The sequence below is a fragment of the Mycobacterium heidelbergense genome (assembly GCF_050205645.1).
In the GTDB taxonomy this organism is placed as follows: Bacteria; Actinomycetota; Actinomycetes; order Mycobacteriales; family Mycobacteriaceae; genus Mycobacterium; species Mycobacterium heidelbergense_A.
The window spans coordinates 40,850-59,761 of sequence record NZ_JBNMQT010000024.1 but is presented as its reverse complement, the minus strand read 5'-3'; the positions used below and the strand labels follow the sequence as shown (position 1 = coordinate 59,761).

Annotated in this window: 17 protein-coding genes; 7 read left to right on the top strand and 10 right to left on the bottom strand. The window is 66.1% G+C overall.

The genetic code is table 11. The features are described 5' to 3' along the window. Window positions 1-21: 21 nt before the first annotated feature. The 7 genes from ACQI5H_RS21710 (at window position 22) to ACQI5H_RS21680 (ending at window position 8,273) form a co-directional block, all read left to right on the top strand. Window positions 22-1,179 carry an acyl-CoA dehydrogenase family protein gene (locus tag ACQI5H_RS21710; protein WP_427081349.1) on the top strand — a complete coding sequence of 386 codons (1,158 nt, stop codon included), beginning with the start codon at window positions 22-24 and terminating at the stop codon, window positions 1,177-1,179. 7 nt (window positions 1,180-1,186) lie between these two features. Beyond that, window positions 1,187-2,293 carry an acyl-CoA dehydrogenase family protein gene (locus tag ACQI5H_RS21705; RefSeq protein ID WP_427081348.1) on the top strand — a complete coding sequence of 369 codons (1,107 nt, stop codon included), beginning with the start codon at window positions 1,187-1,189 and terminating at the stop codon, window positions 2,291-2,293. A gap of 4 nt (window positions 2,294-2,297) precedes the next feature. After that, window positions 2,298-2,741 (top strand): PPOX class F420-dependent oxidoreductase, encoded by a 444-nt coding sequence (locus tag ACQI5H_RS21700; RefSeq protein WP_427081347.1) that lies wholly within the window; start codon window positions 2,298-2,300, stop codon window positions 2,739-2,741. A gap of 31 nt (window positions 2,742-2,772) precedes the next feature. Further along, window positions 2,773-3,831, top strand: coding sequence for a dihydrodipicolinate reductase (locus ACQI5H_RS21695; RefSeq protein ID WP_427081346.1), 1,059 nt, complete (start codon window positions 2,773-2,775; stop codon window positions 3,829-3,831). Window positions 3,832-3,996: 165 nt separating this feature from the next. Continuing rightward, complete coding sequence (locus tag ACQI5H_RS21690; RefSeq protein ID WP_427081345.1) at window positions 3,997-4,455, top strand: MmpS family transport accessory protein; 459 nt, start codon at window positions 3,997-3,999, stop codon at window positions 4,453-4,455. Further along, window positions 4,452-7,349 carry an RND family transporter gene (locus ACQI5H_RS21685; protein ID WP_427081344.1) on the top strand — a complete coding sequence of 966 codons (2,898 nt, stop codon included), beginning with the start codon at window positions 4,452-4,454 and terminating at the stop codon, window positions 7,347-7,349. Before ACQI5H_RS21690 ends, ACQI5H_RS21685 begins: the two co-directional genes overlap by 4 nt. Window positions 7,350-7,385: 36 nt before the next feature. Further along, entirely contained in the window at window positions 7,386-8,273 is an 888-nt protein-coding gene (locus ACQI5H_RS21680) for a hypothetical protein (RefSeq protein ID WP_427081343.1), read from the top strand. Here the strand turns inward: ACQI5H_RS21680 and ACQI5H_RS21675 are convergent. From ACQI5H_RS21675 to ACQI5H_RS21630, 10 genes are all read right to left on the bottom strand, one after another. After that, on the bottom strand, window positions 8,270-9,103 hold the full coding sequence (locus ACQI5H_RS21675; RefSeq protein ID WP_427081342.1) for a DegV family protein: 834 nt from the start codon (window positions 9,101-9,103) through the stop codon (window positions 8,270-8,272). The genes ACQI5H_RS21680 and ACQI5H_RS21675 overlap by 4 nt on opposite strands. 3 nt (window positions 9,104-9,106) lie before the next feature. Continuing rightward, on the bottom strand, window positions 9,107-9,844 hold the full coding sequence (octT, locus tag ACQI5H_RS21670) for a diglucosylglycerate octanoyltransferase (RefSeq protein WP_427081341.1): 738 nt from the start codon (window positions 9,842-9,844) through the stop codon (window positions 9,107-9,109). Then, a complete protein-coding gene (gpgP, locus tag ACQI5H_RS21665) occupies window positions 9,834-10,511 on the bottom strand; it encodes a glucosyl-3-phosphoglycerate phosphatase (protein WP_427081340.1) in 678 nt (225 codons plus the stop codon). Before gpgP ends, octT begins: the two co-directional genes overlap by 11 nt. Further along, window positions 10,508-10,894: a ribosome silencing factor gene (gene rsfS, locus ACQI5H_RS21660; RefSeq protein WP_427081339.1), complete on the bottom strand. Its 387-nt coding sequence runs from the start codon at window positions 10,892-10,894 to the stop codon at window positions 10,508-10,510. Before rsfS ends, gpgP begins: the two co-directional genes overlap by 4 nt. Next, entirely contained in the window at window positions 10,891-11,511 is a 621-nt protein-coding gene (nadD, locus tag ACQI5H_RS21655; protein ID WP_427081361.1) for a nicotinate-nucleotide adenylyltransferase, read from the bottom strand. Before nadD ends, rsfS begins: the two co-directional genes overlap by 4 nt. 94 nt (window positions 11,512-11,605) lie before the next feature. Then, entirely contained in the window at window positions 11,606-13,054 is a 1,449-nt protein-coding gene (locus ACQI5H_RS21650) for a vWA domain-containing protein (RefSeq protein WP_427081338.1), read from the bottom strand. Window positions 13,055-13,063: 9 nt separating this feature from the next. Beyond that, window positions 13,064-13,939: an AAA family ATPase gene (locus ACQI5H_RS21645; RefSeq protein WP_076064394.1), complete on the bottom strand. Its 876-nt coding sequence runs from the start codon at window positions 13,937-13,939 to the stop codon at window positions 13,064-13,066. A gap of 28 nt (window positions 13,940-13,967) precedes the next feature. After that, window positions 13,968-15,215 carry a glutamate-5-semialdehyde dehydrogenase gene (locus ACQI5H_RS21640; protein WP_427081337.1) on the bottom strand — a complete coding sequence of 416 codons (1,248 nt, stop codon included), beginning with the start codon at window positions 15,213-15,215 and terminating at the stop codon, window positions 13,968-13,970. A gap of 68 nt (window positions 15,216-15,283) precedes the next feature. Then, window positions 15,284-16,687, bottom strand: a complete 1,404-nt coding sequence (locus ACQI5H_RS21635; RefSeq protein WP_427081336.1) for a mechanosensitive ion channel domain-containing protein — start codon at window positions 16,685-16,687, stop codon at window positions 15,284-15,286. Beyond that, window positions 16,687-18,906, bottom strand: a complete 2,220-nt coding sequence (locus ACQI5H_RS21630) for an adenylate/guanylate cyclase domain-containing protein (RefSeq protein WP_427081335.1) — start codon at window positions 18,904-18,906, stop codon at window positions 16,687-16,689. The genes ACQI5H_RS21635 and ACQI5H_RS21630 overlap by 1 nt, the downstream gene beginning before the upstream one ends. Window positions 18,907-18,912 lie beyond the last annotated feature (6 nt).

Sequence of the window (18,912 nt, the reverse complement as noted above, 5' to 3'; positions counted from 1 at the left end):
CCCAGACGACAGGAGGCTGCCATGCAGTTGGCGCTCACACCCGAGGAAGCCGCATTCCGCGACGAGCTTCGCACCTTCTACACCACCCAGATCCCCGAGGAGCTCCGCGAGGCGGTGCGCCAGGGGGCGCCGGTGACCAAGGACCACATCGTCACCAGCCACAAGATCCTCAACGAGCACGGGCTCGCGGTGCCCAACTGGCCGGTCGAATGGGGCGGCAAGGATTGGACGCCGACCCAGTACCAGATCTGGGCCGACGAGATGCAACTGGCGTGCGTCCCGGAGCCGCTGAACTTCAACACCAAGATGGTCGGCCCGGTGATCGCCGAGTTCGGGTCCCAGGAAATCAAGGAACGCTTCCTGCCCCCGACGGCCAGCATCGACATCTGGTGGTGCCAAGGGTTCTCCGAACCCGAGGCCGGCTCGGACCTCGCCTCGCTGCGCACCACCGCGGTCCGCGATGGCGACACCTATGTCGTCAACGGGCAGAAGACGTGGACCACGCTGGGCCAGTACGCGGACTGGATCTTCTGCCTGGTGCGCACCGACCCGCAGGCGCCCAAGCGCCAGGCCGGCATTTCGTTCCTGCTCTTCGACATGGCAACACCGGGCATCACGCTACGCCCGATCAAGACGATCGACGGTGGACGCGAAGTCAACGAGGTCTTCTTCGAAGACGTTCGGGTGCCAGCCAATCAGCTTGTGGGAGAAGAGAATCAGGGCTGGACCTACGCGAAGTTCCTGCTGGGCAACGAGCGCACCGGCATCGCCGGGGTCGGCCGCACCAAGGTCCGCCTCGCGGAGGTGAAAAAGCACGCCATCGAGACCGGTCTGCTCGACGACCCACTGTTCGCGGCGCGGCTGGCCGAGGCCGAAAACGAGGTGCTGGCACTGGAACTCACGCAGTCCCGGGTAACCACGGACTCCGCGGACGGTAAACCCAACCCGGCATCGTCGGTGCTCAAGATGCGCGGCAGCCAACTGCAGCAGATCGCCACCGAGCTGCTCGTCGAAGTCGCCGGACCGGACGCACTGCCGGTCGACGGCGGCGACATCGCGTCACCGGCCTGGGCGCAATCGGCCGCCCCGCGCTACCTCAACTACCGCAAGACGTCGATCTACGGCGGCAGCAACGAAGTGCAGCGCAACATCATCGCGTCCACCATTCTGGGATTGTGAGGCAGACATGGACTTTCAGCTGAGCGACGAGCAGGCCCTGCTCCGCGACACCACCCGCGACCTCCTGTCGCGCACCTACGATCCCGAGAGCCGCAACAAGATCATCGAGAGCGAGCTCGGCTGGAGCCGCGACGTCTGGAGCCAGCTCGCCGACACCGGGATTCTGGGCCTCGGGTTCGAGCCGGACGAGGCGGGCCAGATCGAGATCATGGTGGTGCTCACCGAGATCGGGCGGCGGCTGGCTCCCGAACCCGTCGTGCACGCCGCCCTGGCCCCCGGCGCGCTGATCGCCGAACGTGGCAGCGACGCGCAAAAGCAACTGCTGGACGAGGTTGCGGCCGGCCAAAAGTTGCTCGCGTTCGCCCATTTGGAGACCCGTCACCGGAAACCGACCGCGACCGTCTCCACGCAGGCTGCGCGGCAAGGCGATTCGTGGACCCTGACCGGAACGAAGAACCCGGTCCCGGCCGGCGACTGCGCCGACACGCTGGTGGTCAGCGCCGCATTGCCCGACGGCGGAACGGGATTGTTCCTGGTCGACGGCGATGCGGTCACCCGGCACCCCTACCCGACCTTCGACGGCCAGCGCGGCGCCCAGATCGATCTGGACTCCGCGCCCGCCGAGCCCCTCGGCGACGCGGAGGACGCCTCGCCCGCCATCCTCGACGCGCTCGTCCGCATCCAGTCGGCGTTGTGTTGCGAAGCCGTCGGCGCGATGGAGGAAGCGCTGCGTCTGACCACCGATTACCTCAAGAGCCGCAAGCAGTTCGGTGTCACGCTCAACAAATTCCAGGCGCTCACCCAGCGCGCCGCGGACATGTACGTGTCGCTGGAGTTGGCCCGCAGCATGAGCTTCTACGCCGCGATGTCGATCGCCGACGGCAACCTCGACCCGGTGATCGCGTCGCGCGCCAAGCTGCAGATCGGCCGGTCCGCACGGCACATCGCGCAGGAGGCCATCCAGTTGCACGGCGGCATCGGCATGACCGCCGAGTATCCGGTCGCCCACTACGCCGCCCGGCTCACCGCGATCGAGCACACGCTGGGCTCCTCGCAGGACCACCTGCAGGTGCTCATCGATCACATCGCCGACTACGACCTGGCTCGGCTCTAGCGCCATGTCCGAGCCGCCGCAGCTGTCAGACAGGGTCGTCGAGTTCCTGTCGGCCGGCACCCGCACCGGGATGCTGGCCTACGTTGCCGCCGACGGCAGGCCGCTGGTCGCGCCGGTGTGGTTTGTCTTGGATATGGAGCAAGACGGCGGCCAGCTGGTGTTCACAACCGGCCGCGATACTTCGAAAGGCCGTGCCCTGGCGCGTGATTCGCGGGTCGCCGTCTGCGTCGACGACCCGCACCCGCCCTATTCGTTCGTGCAGGTGCAGGGCGTGGCGACGACGAGCGACGATCCCGCGGACGTGCTGGACTTCACCACCAGGACCGGCGCGCGGTACATGGGCGCCGACCGCGCCGACGAGTTCGGCCGCCGCAACGCCGTTCCCGGCGAACTGGTGGTGCGCGTGCGCCCGACCAAGGTGGTCGCCGGATTCGATATCAGCGACTGAACGCAGAGCGCCTACGACAAAGGAGCACCCGATGAGCGCCACTGGAGAAGACCGTCCGCTGCGCGTGATCCAGTGGACGACCGGCAATATCGGGCGGCGATCGCTGCACGCCATCATCGGCAGGCCCGACATGGAGCTGGTCGGTGTCTACGCGCATGGGCAGGACAAGGTCGGTGTCGACGCCGCCAAACTGGCCGGCTGGCCGGAGCCGACCGGAGTGGAGGCGACCAACGACGTCGACGCGCTGCTCGCGCTGAGGCCCGACGCGTGTTGCTATAACCCGTTGTGGCCCAACGTCGACGAACTAGTCCGCTTGCTGGAATCCGGCGTCAACGTGTGCACCAGCGCGGCGTGGATCACCGGCGGCAAGCACACACCGCAGGACCGTACGCGCATCGAGGACGCCTGCCGGAAAGGCAATTCGACGATTTTCGGCAGCGGCGCGCACCCCGGGATGACGAACATGGTCGGCATGGTGCTGTCCGCGTCCTGCGAGCGCGTCGACGAGATCCGGATCACCGAATCGGTGGACTGCTCGACCTACGAGTCGGCGGAAACCCAGACGGCGATGGGGTTCTCGCAAGATCCCGACACCCCGGGACTGGCCGACAGCGTTCGCCGGGAAAGCGAGGTCTTCGCGGAGTCCGCGGCGATGATGGCCGACGCGATCGGCGCGAAGCTGGACAAGATGACCTTCGATGTCACCTTCACCGCGGCCACCGCCGATTCCGATCTGGGCTTCATGAAGATTCCTGCGGGGACGGTCGGCAGCGTCTATGGCTACCACCGCGGCTGGGAAGGCGACCGCAACGTCGTCAGCGTGGGATTCAACTGGGTCATGGGCAGCCATGTGGTGCCGCCCAAGCCGCTCGAGCACGGCCACGTCATCCAGGTTTTCGGGCTGCCGAACATGCGCACCGTCCTGCACTGCCTGCCACCGAAGGATTGGACTGAGCCCGGGTTCATGGGTCTGGGAATGATCTACACCGCGATGCCGGTTACCAATGCAGTCCCGGCGGTGGTGGCCGCAAAGCCCGGCATCGCGACCTTGGCGGACTTGCCGCCGGTGACGGGACGGGTAGCGCGCTAGATCTCTGTCACATCCGGCACACCCGGAGGAACGCTTCCGTCCTCTAAGAGTTAGCATACTTAGCCGAGCAAAGGTTCCTGGCGACAATGGACGTCGCCGACGACGGTGGTGAGCTTTCGGGCGGGACGGCAGGCCCGCCAGCGGTGAGCGGAAGGCGGTCCGGTGATGACGAGTCCAGCTTCAACGACCGGTGCGCTGACCCGCGTGTTGAAACGAGCCTGGATACCGCTGCTGCTCGTCGTCGTCCTCGCCGTCTCGGGCCTGGTCGTGATGCGCCTGCACAAGATCTTCGGCTCGCAGGACCTCAACGCGAACGCCGGCGCGGGGATCGAGATCGTGCAGTTCAACCCCAAGGTGGTCGTGTACGAGGTGTCCGGCCCACCGGGCGCCACCGCCAACATCAACTACTGGGACGAGAACGCCAACACTCACCAGGTCAACGCCGCGCCGCTGCCATGGTCCACCACGATTTCGACGACACTGCCCTCGGTCAGCGCCAACATCATGGCGCAAAGTGACGGCAGCACCATCGGCTGCAAAATCACCGTGGACGGCGTCGTGCGCGAACAGCAGAACTCCGACGGCCACAACGCCCAGACCTTCTGCCTGGTGAAGTCCGCATGAGCGAGGTGAACAACAGGAGCCAGATGACCGCCGCGGACGCGGACACCGGCCCAATCCGCGCGCAGAGTCCCGGCAAGCCGGCGCGCGGCCACCGCCCGGCCCTCCCCCACACGATCCGCATCTTCGCGGTGCCCATCATCCTGGGCTGGGTCTTCGTGACGGTTCTGGTGAACGTCATCGTCCCGCGTTTGGAAGTCGTCGGCGAGGCGCACTCGGCGCCGATGACGCCACTGGACGCGCCGTCCATGAAGGCGATGATGCTGCTGGGCCACAACTTCCACGAATTCGATTCCAACAGCACCGTGATGATCGTGCTGGAAGGTCAGAAACCCCTCGGCGACGACGCGCATCGCTACTACGACAACCTGATCCGCCAACTGCGCCAGGATCCCCAGCACATCCAGCACATCCAGGACTTCTGGGGAGACCGGCTAACCGCGGCGGGGGCGCAGAGCGCCGACGCCAAGGGCGCCTACGTCATGTTGAACCTCGCCGGCAACCAAGGCACGACGCAGGCGAACGAATCGGTGGACGCCGTCCGCAAGGTGATCGATCGCAATCAGGCGCCGCCCGGGGTGAAGGCCTACGTCACCGGTCCCGCCGCGCTGTCCGATGACATGCACCTCATCGGTAACGCGAGCCTGGCCAAGATCACTCTGTTCACGCTGGGCGCGATCGCGATCATGCTGCTGCTGGTCTACCGCTCCATCGTCACGACGCTGGTTCAGTTGTTCATGACCTTCGTCGCATTGGCGTGTTCGCGGGGAGTCGTCGCGGTTCTGGCCTATCACAACGCATTCGGGCTGACGACGTTCGCCGCCAACATCCTGACCATGTTGGCGATCGCGGCGGGCACCGACTACGGGATCTTCCTCGTCGGCCGTTATCAAGAGGCGCTGCGCGCTGGCGAGGACCGAGAAACCGCGTACTACACCACATTTCGCGGGGTGGCTCCGGTCGTCCTGGGGTCAGGCCTGACGATCGCCGGGGCGACGTACTGCCTGAGTTTTGCGCGCCTGCCCTGGTTCAACACCATGGGCGCACCCGTCGCGATCGGCATGCTGGTCGTGGTGTTGGCCGGCCTCACGCTGGGACCGGCGGTCGTGTTCGTGGGCAGTCGCTTCCATTTCTTCGAGTCCAAGCGGGCGGTCAAGCGGGGTCGGCTGTGGCGGCGGGTGGGCACCGCGGTAGTGCGTTGGCCCGCACCGGTTCTGGCGATCAGCACAGCGGTCGTGCTGGTCGGCATGGTCGCCCTGCCCAGCTACGTCACGAGCTACAACGACCGGTACTACCTGCCGACCTCCGCCCCGTCCAATCTCGGGCAAGCGGCGGCGGACCGGCATTTCTCGCAGGCGCGGATGAATCCCGACATGTTGATGGTCGAAGCCGACCACGACATGCGAAATCCGGCCGACATGCTGGTGTTGGACAGGGTGGCCAAGAACGTGATGCGCACGGTGGGCATCGCGATGGTCCAGGACATCACAAGGCCGCTGGGCATTCCGATCCAGCACAGCTCGATTCCGTTCCAGAACAGCATGCAGAGTCAGACGACGATGCAAAACATGGCCTTCCTCAAGGACCGCATGGCTGACATCCTCAAGATGGCGGACTTGCTGCAGGACCAAATCAACGTCACGCAGCGCCAATACGAAGTGTCGCAAGATCTTTCCAAGGCCGCTGACGACAGCGCGAGGACCACGGCAGAAACGTCGGAAATCACCGATACGTTGCGCAACCACATCGCGGATTTCGACGACTTCTGGCGGCCGATGCGCAGTTACTTCTACTGGGAAAAGCACTGCTACGACATTCCCCTCTGCTGGTCGACCCGGTCTCTGTTCGACTCGTTGGACGGCTTCGACCAGCTTGCCGAGAAGTTTCACGACCTCACGGCCGACATCCAGCACACCGCCTCGGCCACACACGACCTGATGGCGCTGTTCCCCATGCTGATTGCGACGCTGAAGACGACCCGGGGAATCACGCTGACGTTGTATCAGACGTTCAAGGCGATGATCGATCAGATGGAGGCCATGAGCGATACCGCGATCGTGATGGGGCAGAGTTTCGACGCCTCCAAGAACGACGACTTCTTCTACCTGCCGCCGGAGGCCTTCCAGAATCCGGACTTCCAGACGGGCCTGCGAATGTTCTTGTCGCCGGACGGTAAGTCGGCGCGCTTCTTCATCACCCATCAGGGCGATCCGATGACCCCGGAAGGGATCTCGCGCGTCGCCGCGGAGCGGACCGCCGCGCAGGAGGGCCTGAAGCAATCCTCGCTGTCGGACGCCAAGGTTTATCTCGGCGGCACGGCCGCGACCTTCAAGGACATGCACGACGGCGCGAAATTCGACCTGATGATCGCGGTGGTGTCGGCCCTCACGCTGATCTTCATGATCATGCTGCTGCTCACCAGGAGCGTGGTCGCGGCGATGGTGATCGTGGGCACCGCCGCCAGCTCCATCGCGGCGTCATTCGGCCTGTCCGTGCTGATTTGGCAGGATCTGTTCGGCATCAAGATCCACTGGATCGTCGCGGCGCTATCGGTCATCATCCTGTTGGCCGTCGGTTCCGACTACAACCTGCTGCTGGTCTCCCGGTTCAGGGAGGAGATCCATGGTGGCCTGAAGACCGGAATCATCCGGTCGATGGCCGGGACCGGCGGGGTGGTGACCGCGGCGGGTCTGGTGTTCGCGTTCACCATGGCGTCCATGCTGGGTAGCGACCTGCGGGTGTTGGGTCAGTTCGGGTCGACCGTCTGCATTGGTCTGTTGCTCGACACGCTGATTGTGCGCACGCTGTTGATGCCGTCGATCGCTACCCTGCTGGGACGTTGGTTCTGGTGGCCGCAGGTTGTCCATCCGCGCGGTGACAACGCCCGACGAACTTGACGCACTGGGCCGTTCGGTGCCGCTATTATCCCGACAATGGGCACGGTGCACCTCGCTGACTCCTGCTTCCTGTGGACTGGCTTCGACATATCGCTCGTGGCCAGGAGCTACGCGCAGTTAACTGGCATCCTCGCCGGTTTTGCCTTTGTCGTCGTCAATCTCGTGATTGACCGCGCCTATCGGCGCCGCTCGGACGCTCGCTCGCTGGAGCCGCGCGAGGTGGAACATGAGACCCAAGTGGGAATCGCACTGGTGTGTGCGTTTCTGGGCCTGTTGCTGACGACCCTGCGCTATAGCTTGCTTGCCGGTGAGAACGGGTGCGCGCTGATCTCCGGCCGGGCCGCGTCCGCGGAGGTGCTGACCGCCGTTTCGTTCGCGGCGTCCATCTATATGTTGCTTTACGCTGTCGTGCAGTTCTTTTCGGGCACCGCCGGCCTGCTCGCCAAGCACTGCGTTTTCATCCTGGCAATATTCGTTCCCCCGATTACCGTGTTCTTCGTCGAAGACACGCTCACGCATCTCGCTCTCTCGCTGGGGGATCCGGAAACACACCGGCCCCTTCAACCGCTGTGGGACTGGGCCAACCGGCTCGCGATTCCGCTGCCGCTGGCGATTCTGGTCGTGTGCGCCGCGGTGTGGTTCGCCGGAATTGGGGGACGGCGGTCGCAGTCGCCGCCCGGACGTGTTGCGCTACTTGTCCGAACGGTCGTCCCGTACATCACCGTCGGCGTCGTAGCCGCCGCTTTGGTGCGCTCCATCATGGGGTTGCGCTATACAAGTCCGTCCGTACATATCGCCCCGGCCGAAGCCTGGCTGTGGCTTGCCCTGCTTGCCGCCGCGCTGATCGTCCAAAGTGGGGCTTTGTCATTTCAAAAAGGCGTGGAAGTCCCCTTTGCCGAGCCCCCGAATTCGGCCGAGGACTAGCCCTCCGGGAGTTCCAGGCACACCGCGACGGCTCCCGCACCGACGTGCAGCGCGAGCACCGGCCCGAGCGGGGTGACGATCGCCGGCTCGCACGCCGGCAGCCGCCGCGCCAGTGTCGCGGCCACCTCGCTCGCGCCGTCGGGATTGGCGACGTGGTGCACCGCCAACGCGGCACGGCCATCGCCGACGATCCCGCAGACCCGATCGATCATCGCCGCGGTCGCGTTGCTCACCGTGCGCACCCGTTGGGCCAGAACGAGTTTGCCGTCGTCGACGCGCAGCAATGGCTTGAGTGACAGAGCGGTGCCAAGCCACGCCGTGGCGCCACCGATCCGGCCGCTGCGCCGCAGGTTGTCCAGACGGTGCACCACGATGAACGCGTGACTGCGGCCCACGGCCGAATTCGCGGCGGCGGCTACGGTCTCCAGGTCGCCGCCGGTGGCCGCGGCACGTGCGGCGGCGAGCACCGCGAAGCCGGTGCCCATCGCGGCTGACCTCGAGTCGATGACCCGTATCGCCGGATCGAGATCGGCCGCGGTCCGTTCGGCGTTGCCGTAGGTGCCCGACAGCGCCGACGAAATGTGCACTGCCACTACGCCGCTCCCGTCGCTGTCGGCAAGCGCCTCCTGGTAGACGTTGGCCAGCTCGGCCGGCGTGGCCGCCGCGGTCGTCGCGTGCAGCTTGTAGATATCGTCGGGGATCTCGTCGAGGCCGTCGCGCAGGTCGTCGCCGTCGAGCAAGACGTGCAGCGGAACGACGCGTATCGACCACTTTTCGAGCAACTCGGCCGGCAGCCGCGACGACGCATCGGTTACCACCACGACGGACATGCGCTACCCGCGTGGTTTCTCGGTCAACACGCCGGCCTCGGCCAGCGCCTTGAGCATCAGCTCCGCGACGGCCTGGTGGGCCTCGAAATTCCAGTGAATTCCGTCGGGGTTGCCGCGTCCACTCATAATGTGCTCGGCCACAGCGGCTTTGAGATCGACCAGGGGAACGTCGTGGCTTTGCGCCCATTCGGTGATCGCCGCGGCGGTGCCCGCGCGACCGTGGTGGGCCTTGCCATATGTCTGCGCGATGTGCACCGACGGCAGCGACGCCACGATCGGGATTCCGGGGCGATTGAAATCGATTGCGCCGCGGGTCTGTTCGAGGTATTCGGCGCTCAAGTGCGGCGGCAACGCGGACCTGGCCACCGGCGAAAGCCTGGGCTGCAGCCAACCATAGCCGTCGCGGACCCAGCGCCGCAGCCACGGTGGCCTCACGTAGCGGATCAGCTCGCGCAGCGCGGTAGGCAGCACCGAGGGCAGTGAATCCATCCCGCCTGTGGCGAATATCACCGCCCCGGCCCGGGGCAGCGCCGCCCACGCGCGGGGATCCTGGGTCGCCGCCCACCAGATGTCGCGGCATGTCCAGCCGATGCGCCCAATCAGTTCCACATCCCAATCCAGTTGTGAGGCAACGATATTGGGCCAGATGCGAGCATCGTCGGAGGGTAATCCGCCGGTTGGGCCGTAGTAGGCCAGCGAGTCCGCGAAGATCAGCAGCACCGGACGTGTTTTAGAGGACATCGTTGGGCACCTGAGCCGAGGCGTTCCACACGTCGAGGCGGAAGCGGATGCTCTCGAGGTCGCGAACGTCGGAGTCGTCGGAATGGCCGGACAGCTGAACCCAACTGGCGTTGCCCATGCCGCCCAAGACCGGCCAGCTCGACACAGGAAGCTTCAGCAGCGCGGCCGACAACGCGGCGATCAGCCCGCCGTGGGCCACCAGCACCACCGGCCGGCCAGGCTCACCCGCCCCACCCCATTCCGGTTCGCCGGCCACCAGTTCGGCGATCAACGGCACACTGCGCGCGGCGACGTCGACCCTGCTTTCCCCGCCGTGCGGCGCCCACGTCGCGTCCTCGCGCCACGCGAGGCGGGCGCCCGGGGCATCGGCATCGATCTGGGCGTGCGTCAGGCCCTGCCAGTCGCCGAGGTGGGTCTCCCGTAACCGCCGATCCACCCGAACCTGCAGCCCGGTCCGCTCCCCCAGCTTGATCGCCGTGTCGTAGGCGCGATGCAGGTCAGACGACACGATCAGCAGCGGCTGCAGCTTGCCCAGCACCTCGGCGGCGGCGACCGCCTGCGCGCGGCCCAGGTCGGTCAGCGCGGAGTCCAGTTGCCCCTGCATGCGGCTACCGGCGTTGAAGTCGGTTTGCCCGTGCCGCAACATCACCAGACGACGCACCCTCATCGCGCGCTCGCCGAGTCGTCGTTCTCGCCCAAATCCACCGGCACCACGGGGCAATCGCTCCAGAGGCGGTCCAGCGCATAGAAGTTGCGGTCATCCTGATGCTGGATGTGCACGACGATGTCGCGGTAATCCAGCAGCGTCCAGCGGCCTTCGCGGGCACCCTCGCGGCGCGCGGGCCGGTAGCCCGCCTTGCGCATTTTCTCCTCGACCTCGTCGACGATCGCATTGACCTGCCGCTCGTTGGACGCCGAGGCGATGACGAAGCAATCCGTGATCACCAATTGGCCGGAGACGTCGATGACGACGACATCCTCGGCGAGCTTGGCCGCGGCCGCGCCGGCCGCCACCGTCGCCATGCCGATGGCTTCCGGGGTGGCGGTCATGCCGACCCCTCGGCGCCCGGCTTGCTGTAAAGCCCGCGCTTCGAGACATACTGCACGACACCGTCGGGCATCAGGTACCACAGAGGGCGGCGTTGTTCGGCGCGCTGACGGCAGTCGGTAGACGAAATCGCCAGCGCCGGAATCTCGACCAGGGTCAGCGCGTCCTCGGCCAGTTCGCCCAGGACACCGGTGATGTGGTCGTGGCGCAACTCGTACCCCGGCCGGCTGACCCCGACGAAGCGCGCCAGCTCGAATAGCTCGTCCCAGCCCTGCCACGACAGAATGGAGGCCAGCGCGTCGGCGCCGGTGATGAAGTACAGCTGGGAATCCGGGTTCAGGGCATGCAGATCGCGCAACGTGTCGCGGGTGTAGGTGGGCCCGGCGCGGTCGATGTCGACGCGGCTCACGGAGAAGCGGGGGTTGGAGGCGGTGGCGATCACCGTCATCAGGTAGCGGTCCTCGGCGGCCGACACATGCCGGTCCTTTTGCCACGGCTGGCCACTGGGCACGAACACCACTTCGTCGAGGTCGAACAGGTCGGCGACCTCGCTGGCAGCGACCAGGTGGCCGTAATGGATGGGATCGAACGTCCCACCCATCACTCCGAGCCTGCGCAGCTGCTTTTGCACGATTTGCCAGCTTACTTGAGCGCGCGATCAGGTCCGATTCCGCAGCTCGGGGGCCCGCGGGCGGGCGGTTGTTCCCGACAAGTCAGACGGGTAGCAGCTGGTCGATCACCGCGGCCAGCTGCTTGGCGGACCGGCACTCGTGCATCGTGATCACCTCTTGGTAGCGCGGCACCGCCGAGTCGCCGCTACCCCACAGGTGTTTGGGCTCGGGGTTGAGCCAGTGCGCGTGCCGGCTGGCGGTCACCATGTCGGTCAGGACGTCGATGGCCGGGTCGCGGTAGTTGGTGCGGCCGTCCCCGAGCACCAGCAGGGAACTGCGCGGCGACAGCACATTCGGGTGCGCCTGCAGGAACGAAACGAAAGCGTTGCCGTAATCGGAATGACCGTCGCGGCTGTAGACGCCCGCCTCCCGCGTGATCCGCTGGATCGCCACGGCCAGGTCGGCTTCCGGCCCGAACATGTGGGTCACCTCGTCGGTGGTGTCGATGAAGGCAAACACCCGGACGCGCGAAAACTGTTGGCGCAACGCGTGTACCAGCAACAGGGTGAAGTGGCTGAACCCGGCGACCGAACCCGACACGTCGCATAGCACGACCAGTTCCGGGCGCGCCGGTCGCGGTTTGGCCCACACCACGTCGATCGGCACGCCGCCGGTGGACATCGACTTGCGCAGCGTCTTACGCAGATCGATCGACCCGGCGCGGGCGCGGCGCCGACGGGCCGCGAGCCGGGTCGCGAGGGTACGGGCCAGCGGAGCCACCACCCGCTGCATCTGGCGCAGCTGATCGCCGGAGGCGCGCAGGAACTCGACGTTCTCGGAAAGCTGTGGGATGCCGTACATCTGGACGTGGTCGCGGCCAAGTTGCTCGGCGGTGCGCCGCTTGGTCTCGGCGTCGACCAGCTTGCGCAGCTGGGTGATCCTCTGCGCGGCAAGCGCTTTGGCGATCTGCTCCTGGGTGGGCGTGGGCTCGTCACCGTAGGGGGCGAGAAGTCCGGCCAGCAGCTTGCCTTCCAGCTCATCCAGCGCCATCGCCTTGAGCGCCTGGTACGACGAGAATGACGGGCCGCGACTGGAACTGTATTTGCCGTAGGCCTCGACGATCCGCGCGATCATCGCGACCAGGCGCTCGTCCATGTTGGAGAGGTCGGGATTCTCCGTTAGCAGGTCCAGCAGCATCTGGCGCATCGCCTCGACGTCGTCGGGCGGCAGGGAGTCGTCGGCCGCCGCGTCTCCGGCCTCGTCCTCGGTGACCACCGCGCGCGCCCCCAAGGCCGGCGGAAACCACAGGTCGAACATGGCGTCATAGGTTTCACGGTGATCGGGGCGGCGCAACACCGCGCAGGCGATACCCTCGCGCAGCACCTCGCGGTCGCCCAGCCCAAGGGTGGCCATCACCCGGCCCGCGTCCACCGTCTCCGACGGCCCGACCGAAATTCCTTGTCCGCGAAGCGCTTCCACGAATCCCACCAGATGGCCGGGCAGCCCGTGCGGGGCGAGCGGCCTGGTGGGGCGGATGCGGCGGACGGCCATCGGAGCTCCCTAGTTCAGCCGCAACTCGCCACTGGCGCGTTGTTGGTCGGATTGGTGCTTGAGGACCACGCCGAGCGTTTGGGCGACTACCGCGTCGTCGATGGTGTCCAGGCCCAGCGCGAGCAGCGTGCGGCCCCAGTCGATGGTTTCGGCGATGGACGGCACTTTCTTGAGCTGCATCCCGCGCAGGACACCGATGATGCGCACCAATTCCTCGGCGAGATGCGCGGGCAGCTCGGGGACTCGCGACAACAAGATGCGCCGTTCCAGGTCGGGGCTGGGAAAGTCGATGTGCAGGAACAGGCAGCGGCGCTTGAGTGCTTCCGACAGTTCGCGCGTGGCGTTGGAGGTGAGCAACACGAACGGCGCCCGCTCGGCCGTCAGTGTGCCCAGTTCCGGCACGGTCACCGCGAAGTCGGATAGCACCTCCAACAGCAGGCCCTCGATCTCGATGTCGGCCTTGTCGGTCTCGTCGATCAGCAACACGGTCGGCTCGGTGCGCCGAATGGCGGTGAGCAGCGGCCGGGACAGCAGGAACTCCTCGCTGAACACGTCGCTCTTGGTCGCATCCCAGTCTCCGGAGCCGGCCTGGATCCGCAGGATCTGCTTGGCGTGGTTCCACTCGTACAGCGCCCGCGCCTCGTCGACGCCCTCGTAGCACTGCAGCCGGACCAAACCCGACCCGGTGGCCTGGGCGACGGCGCGGGCCAGCTCGGTCTTGCCCACTCCAGCTGGGCCTTCCACCAGCAGCGGCTTGCCGAGCCGATCGGCCAGGAACACGGCCGTGGCGGTGGCGGTGTCCGGCAGATAACCGGTTTCGGCCAGCCGTCGCGAAACGTCATTGATGTCCGCGAACAGCGGCACGGGCCGGGCGGGCACACTCACAATCTCAGTTCTCCTAAAGCACTGGCCGTCAGGCCGGACGGACGTGGCCGTCTCCCCACGCGATCCATTTGGTCGAGGTCAATTCCGGCAATCCCATCGGCCCGCGGGCATGCAGCTTTTGAGTGGAGATACCGATCTCGGCACCGAAACCGAACTGCTCGCCGTCGGTGAACGCCGTCGACGCGTTGACCATCACCGCCGCGGAATCGACGCCATCGGTAAATCGTTGTGCGGCAGCCATATTGCTAGTCACGATGGCCTCGGTGTGTCCGGTGCCGTATTCGTTGATGTGGGCGATCGCGGCGTCGACGCCGTCGACCACCGCCACCGCGATGTCCATCGAGAGGTATTCGCGCCGCAGGTTCTCCTCGTCGGGGTCGAGGTGCACCGTCACTCCGGCGTCTTGCAGGACGGCGACCAGCCTCGGCACGGCCTCCGCGGCGATCGCGGCGTCCACCAACAGCGTCTCGGCGGCGTTGCAGACACTGGGCCGCCGGGTCTTGGAGTTCAGCAAGATCCGTTCCGCCACCTCCAGGTCGGCGCCTTCATGCACGTAGACGTGACAGTTGCCCACACCGGTCTCGATGGTGGGCACCTGCGCGTCGCGGACCACGGCGTCGATCAGGCCGGCTCCCCCACGCGGAATCACCACGTCGACCAGGCCGCGGGCCTGAATCAGGTGCGTCACGGTGGACCGGTCCGTGGCCGAAAGCAGCTGAACCGAGTCGGCGGGCAGATCCTCGCTCACCAGCGAAGCCCGCAGCACCTCGACCAGGACCTGGTTCGACCTCGCCGCCGAGGAACTTCCGCGCAGCAATACGGCGTTGCCGGACTTGAGCCCCAAACCGAACGCGTCGACGGTGACGTTGGGCCGGCCCTCGTAGATCATGCCGACCACGCCCAGCGGAACCCGCTGCTGGCGCAGCTGCAGCCCATTGGGCAGCGTGTAGCCGCGCAGCACCTCGCCCACGGGGTCCGGCAGCCCGGCGACCTGGCGCAGGCCGGCGGCGATCCCGTCGACACGCTTGGAGTCCAACGCCAGCCGGTCGAGCATCGCGGTCGGTGTGCCCGCGGCGCGGGCGCCCTCGAGATCCTCGGCGTTTGCGGCCAGGATCAAATCGACGTGGGAGGTTATCGCCTGGGCGGCGGACTCGAGCGCCTGGTCCTTGGCCACCGTCGGCAACAAAGCCAGGACGCGCGAAGCGACCCGGGCGCGGCGGGCGGCATCATGGACTTCTCGGCGCAAGTCGGGAAGCGACGGTGCTTGCAGACTCATTTAACCAGGGTATCGGTCGTTACCTGGGCAAGTTTGGCTGCCCCACGTCAGCGCCCGGTGGCGCCGGCTCACGCGACGCGCTCACCGCGCCGCGCCTGCCGCACCTTGCTTTGGCGTTCTTCGAGGATGTGGCCAAAGTTCTGTAGCAGCAACGGTTCACGCATGACGAGATGCGCGAGGTGTTCGCGATCGATCTCCAACGCGGTCACTTCCTCGAGAGCGTACGCGCTCGCGGTGTTCGGTTGCCGAGTCAGCGCCGTCAACCCGAGGAACGAGCCCTCGACGAGCGTGCTGATCGGCACTACCGACCCGTCGTCGGCGGTCGCGATGAGCTGAACGCGCCCCGCGACCAAGAACGTCATCCCGTCGGGTACCTGGCCTACGTACTCGACGGTTTCGTCGGCGCCGTATCGGACGAGCCTGGCCGAGGAATACAGCGATCGCTGCTCGTCGGTGTTGAGCCGCAATGCCGGTGCCACCACGGTGCGCACCGCTTTCTCCACACGCTCGATGGTCGAGTAGTCGTCGTCGCAGTTGTCGAGGTGCAGCTCTTCGCGCCGGGCGGCGTACCAGATCCAGCGCAGAAACGTCGTTCGCGCGGCGCCATCGTCGGCCGGCGAGCCCAACCGGATGGTCGTTCGGTATTCGCCGCCGCCGACCGGCACCGACCGCGGCACGCTGTCGCTCATGAGCTGCGGCAGCCCGCGGGCGACCCGCGACAGCATCGCGCAAACGCGGTCGGGCGGATCGGCCGCCGAAAATGTGGTCGTGATCGCCAATTTGTGGGAGCCCGGCGGGCGGCTGAGGTTCGTGAACGCCGTCGTGGCCAGCACCGCGTTCGGCGTGATCCGCATCCCGCTGCCGGTGTCGATGTGCACGGCCCGCCAGTTCACTTCGACGACGCGCCCGCGCACGGTCCCGGTGTCCAGCCAGTCGTCGAGCCGGAAGGGCTGCTCGAACAGCATGAACAAGCCCGAGACGATCTGGCCGACGGAGTTCTGCAACATCAGGCCGATGACGACCGACGTCACGCCGAGGGCCGTGAACAAGCCGCCGATCCGGACGCCCCAGATGTAGGACAGGATCAGAACCAGGCCCACACCGATCAGGGCGAAGCGTGCGACGTCGAGGAAGATCGCGGGCAGCCGTTTGCGCCAGCTCTCTTCGGGCGCGGCCGCGAAAACGGTGGCGTTGAGCCCGGACAGCAGCAGCACCAGCACCAGGAAGCCGAACAGCGTGGTGAGCATGCGCACCGGGACTTCCCCGGCCGGGATCTGCGAAGCCTTGACGAGCAACAGCAGCAGCGCGCCCAACGGCAGCAGGTAGTTACGCAGCAGGCTGACCTGCCGAGCCAGGTGACTATGCCGGCGGGCGAGCGTTTGCTGCAGCTCGGTCAGAATGATCAGCCCGAGCGGAAATCCGACCGCGATACCGATCGACCAGTAGAACCACGAGGAGTGAAAAGTGTTCATCATCGCTCCGAGAGCCGGTACATCGGTTGATCGGTTCCGCCCACCGAAATCGTTCCGGCAGGTGTGAACTGGCGCACGTCTCGCATCGCTTCGTATACCTGGGAGCTGACGTAGATGCCGGGTTGCGGTGCGCCCCTGTGCATTTGGTAGGCCAGGCTTACCGCGGCCCCCCACATGTCGTAGACCAGGCTCGAGCCGCCGACCAGTCCGCTGATCACGTTGCCGGTGTTGATGCCGACCCGAAGGCCAAGCTCGTGACCTGTCTGGCTGTTGAACCGATCGATGATGCGACGCATTTCGACCGCGAAGTCCACGCTTCGGTGAATGCTGTCCAGTCGCGGGGTGATCACTCCGCAGGTGGCCAGGTAACTGTTGTGGAACGTGCGGATCCGTTCCACGCCAAGGGTTTCGGCCGCCGAGTCAAACTGGCGGAACAGGTCTTCGACGATGCCGATCAATTCATGGCCCGCAAGATCGTTGGATAGCTCGTCGAGCCCGACGATGTCGGCGAAGATGATGGCGACGTCCTGATGCTTCTGTGCGATGGTCGCCTCACCCTCGCGGTAGCGCTGGACAACCGACTCGGGCATCAGCGTCAGCAGGAGGCGATTGTTTTCGTTGCGTTGCTCGTTGAGCAGCTCTTCCTTGATCGCGAGGTTGCGGCTCATTTCATTGAAAGCCGCGGTGAGCTCACCGATTTCGTCGTGTCCCCGTGCCGGAATGTTGATGTCGTAATCGCCGGAGCTGATCTTTCTCGTGCCCTCCTCGAGGCGCCGGACAGGTCGCACCGCCGCCTGGGCGATGAACATCGACGCCACGCAGATGACGAAAACCAGCGTGGTGACCGCAATGACGAGGGTCTTGCTGAAGTGGCCCAGCCGCGCGAAGGCGTCGGAATCGTCGCGCGTCGCCAGGATCGACCAGTGCAGGTCGGAGTTGGGAATGTTCAGCGGAGCGTAGGCTTCCAGTTCCCGGTTGCCGGTGTAATCGGTTCCGGTGACGGTGCCGGTTTCGCCCCGTTGGGCGGCGCGCAGACCCGCGCTCGGAACCGGTTGGACCAGGGTGGTGCCGCCCAGCCGGATCGCCCGGTCCACGACGTCGGGCGGGGTGCCGGCGGCTATGGCCTCGCGCCGGTACTCCTTCGGGTCCTCAAGGAAAAGCCGTGAATCGGAACGCATCAAGTTGTCGGGGCCGGCCAGATACGTCTCGGTCGAGGGGCCCATGCCGGCGGTTTGCCAATGTTTGTTGGCGGTCATGATCTGGTTGATCTTCGAGATCGGCAGTGGCAGCGCCATCACGCCGTCGATTTTGCCGTTCATGCCCACCGGCGACACCACCCACGCGGTCGGCGCGTCGAGCTGCGGCTGATAGGGCTGGAAGTCGGTGATCCAGACGAACTCTAGGTCGTTGGAGCGCAACGCTTTTTCGTAGGCATCGCGCAGGTTCGATTCCCGGTACGGGCCAGTCTGGATATTGGTGCCGAGGTCGGGGCCTTTCATGACGCTGTAGACGACGTTGCCCTGCAGGTCGATCAGCAGTGCGTCCCGATAGTCGAAGCGGGTGACGATATCGCGAAGGTAGAAGTCGAAGCGGGCGTTCGCCGCCGACCATGCGCTGCCGTCGCCGGCATCCGCGACGGGCAGCGAATCGGCGGTCGGCCGGGGCGGTGCGGTGTAGTGCGCCTGAATGTATTTCTGCGCGGGCGAAGTCGGCAGCACGGCGTTCACATCGATCATGTCGCCGGTTGTGCGTTTGATCGGCTGAATCATTTGAGTGTCGTAGTAATTGACGAGCTCCTGCTGCTGCGCGGGCGTGATCGTGGCGTTGGCCAATTGGTTAAAGCCCGCGGTAAGCGCCGCCGTCGCCTCGTTGATGCTGAATCCGCCGCTGTAGACGACCAGTGAATTCGTCACTTCCCTGAACAGCGCCTCCATCTGCCGCCGCTGCGACTCGCGCAATTCGATCAGCCGCTCGGACTCCACCTGCCGCAATGCGCCGCGGCCGGTCAACGCCCCGATGAGGCCGATCACCGCGACGCCGAGGATGCCCGCGAGCAGCATGGCCACCAAGATCTTGGACTGGATGCCGAACCGGAAACGGCGCCACACAAACGGCCGCCGCGCGCGCCATGGGGTCTTTTCGGCCGGGGCGGATTCCGGCGCGGTTTCCGTCGCCGTATCGGGGGCCGGCTCGGTGTCTTTTAGCTCGCTCGACGTCAATGCCTT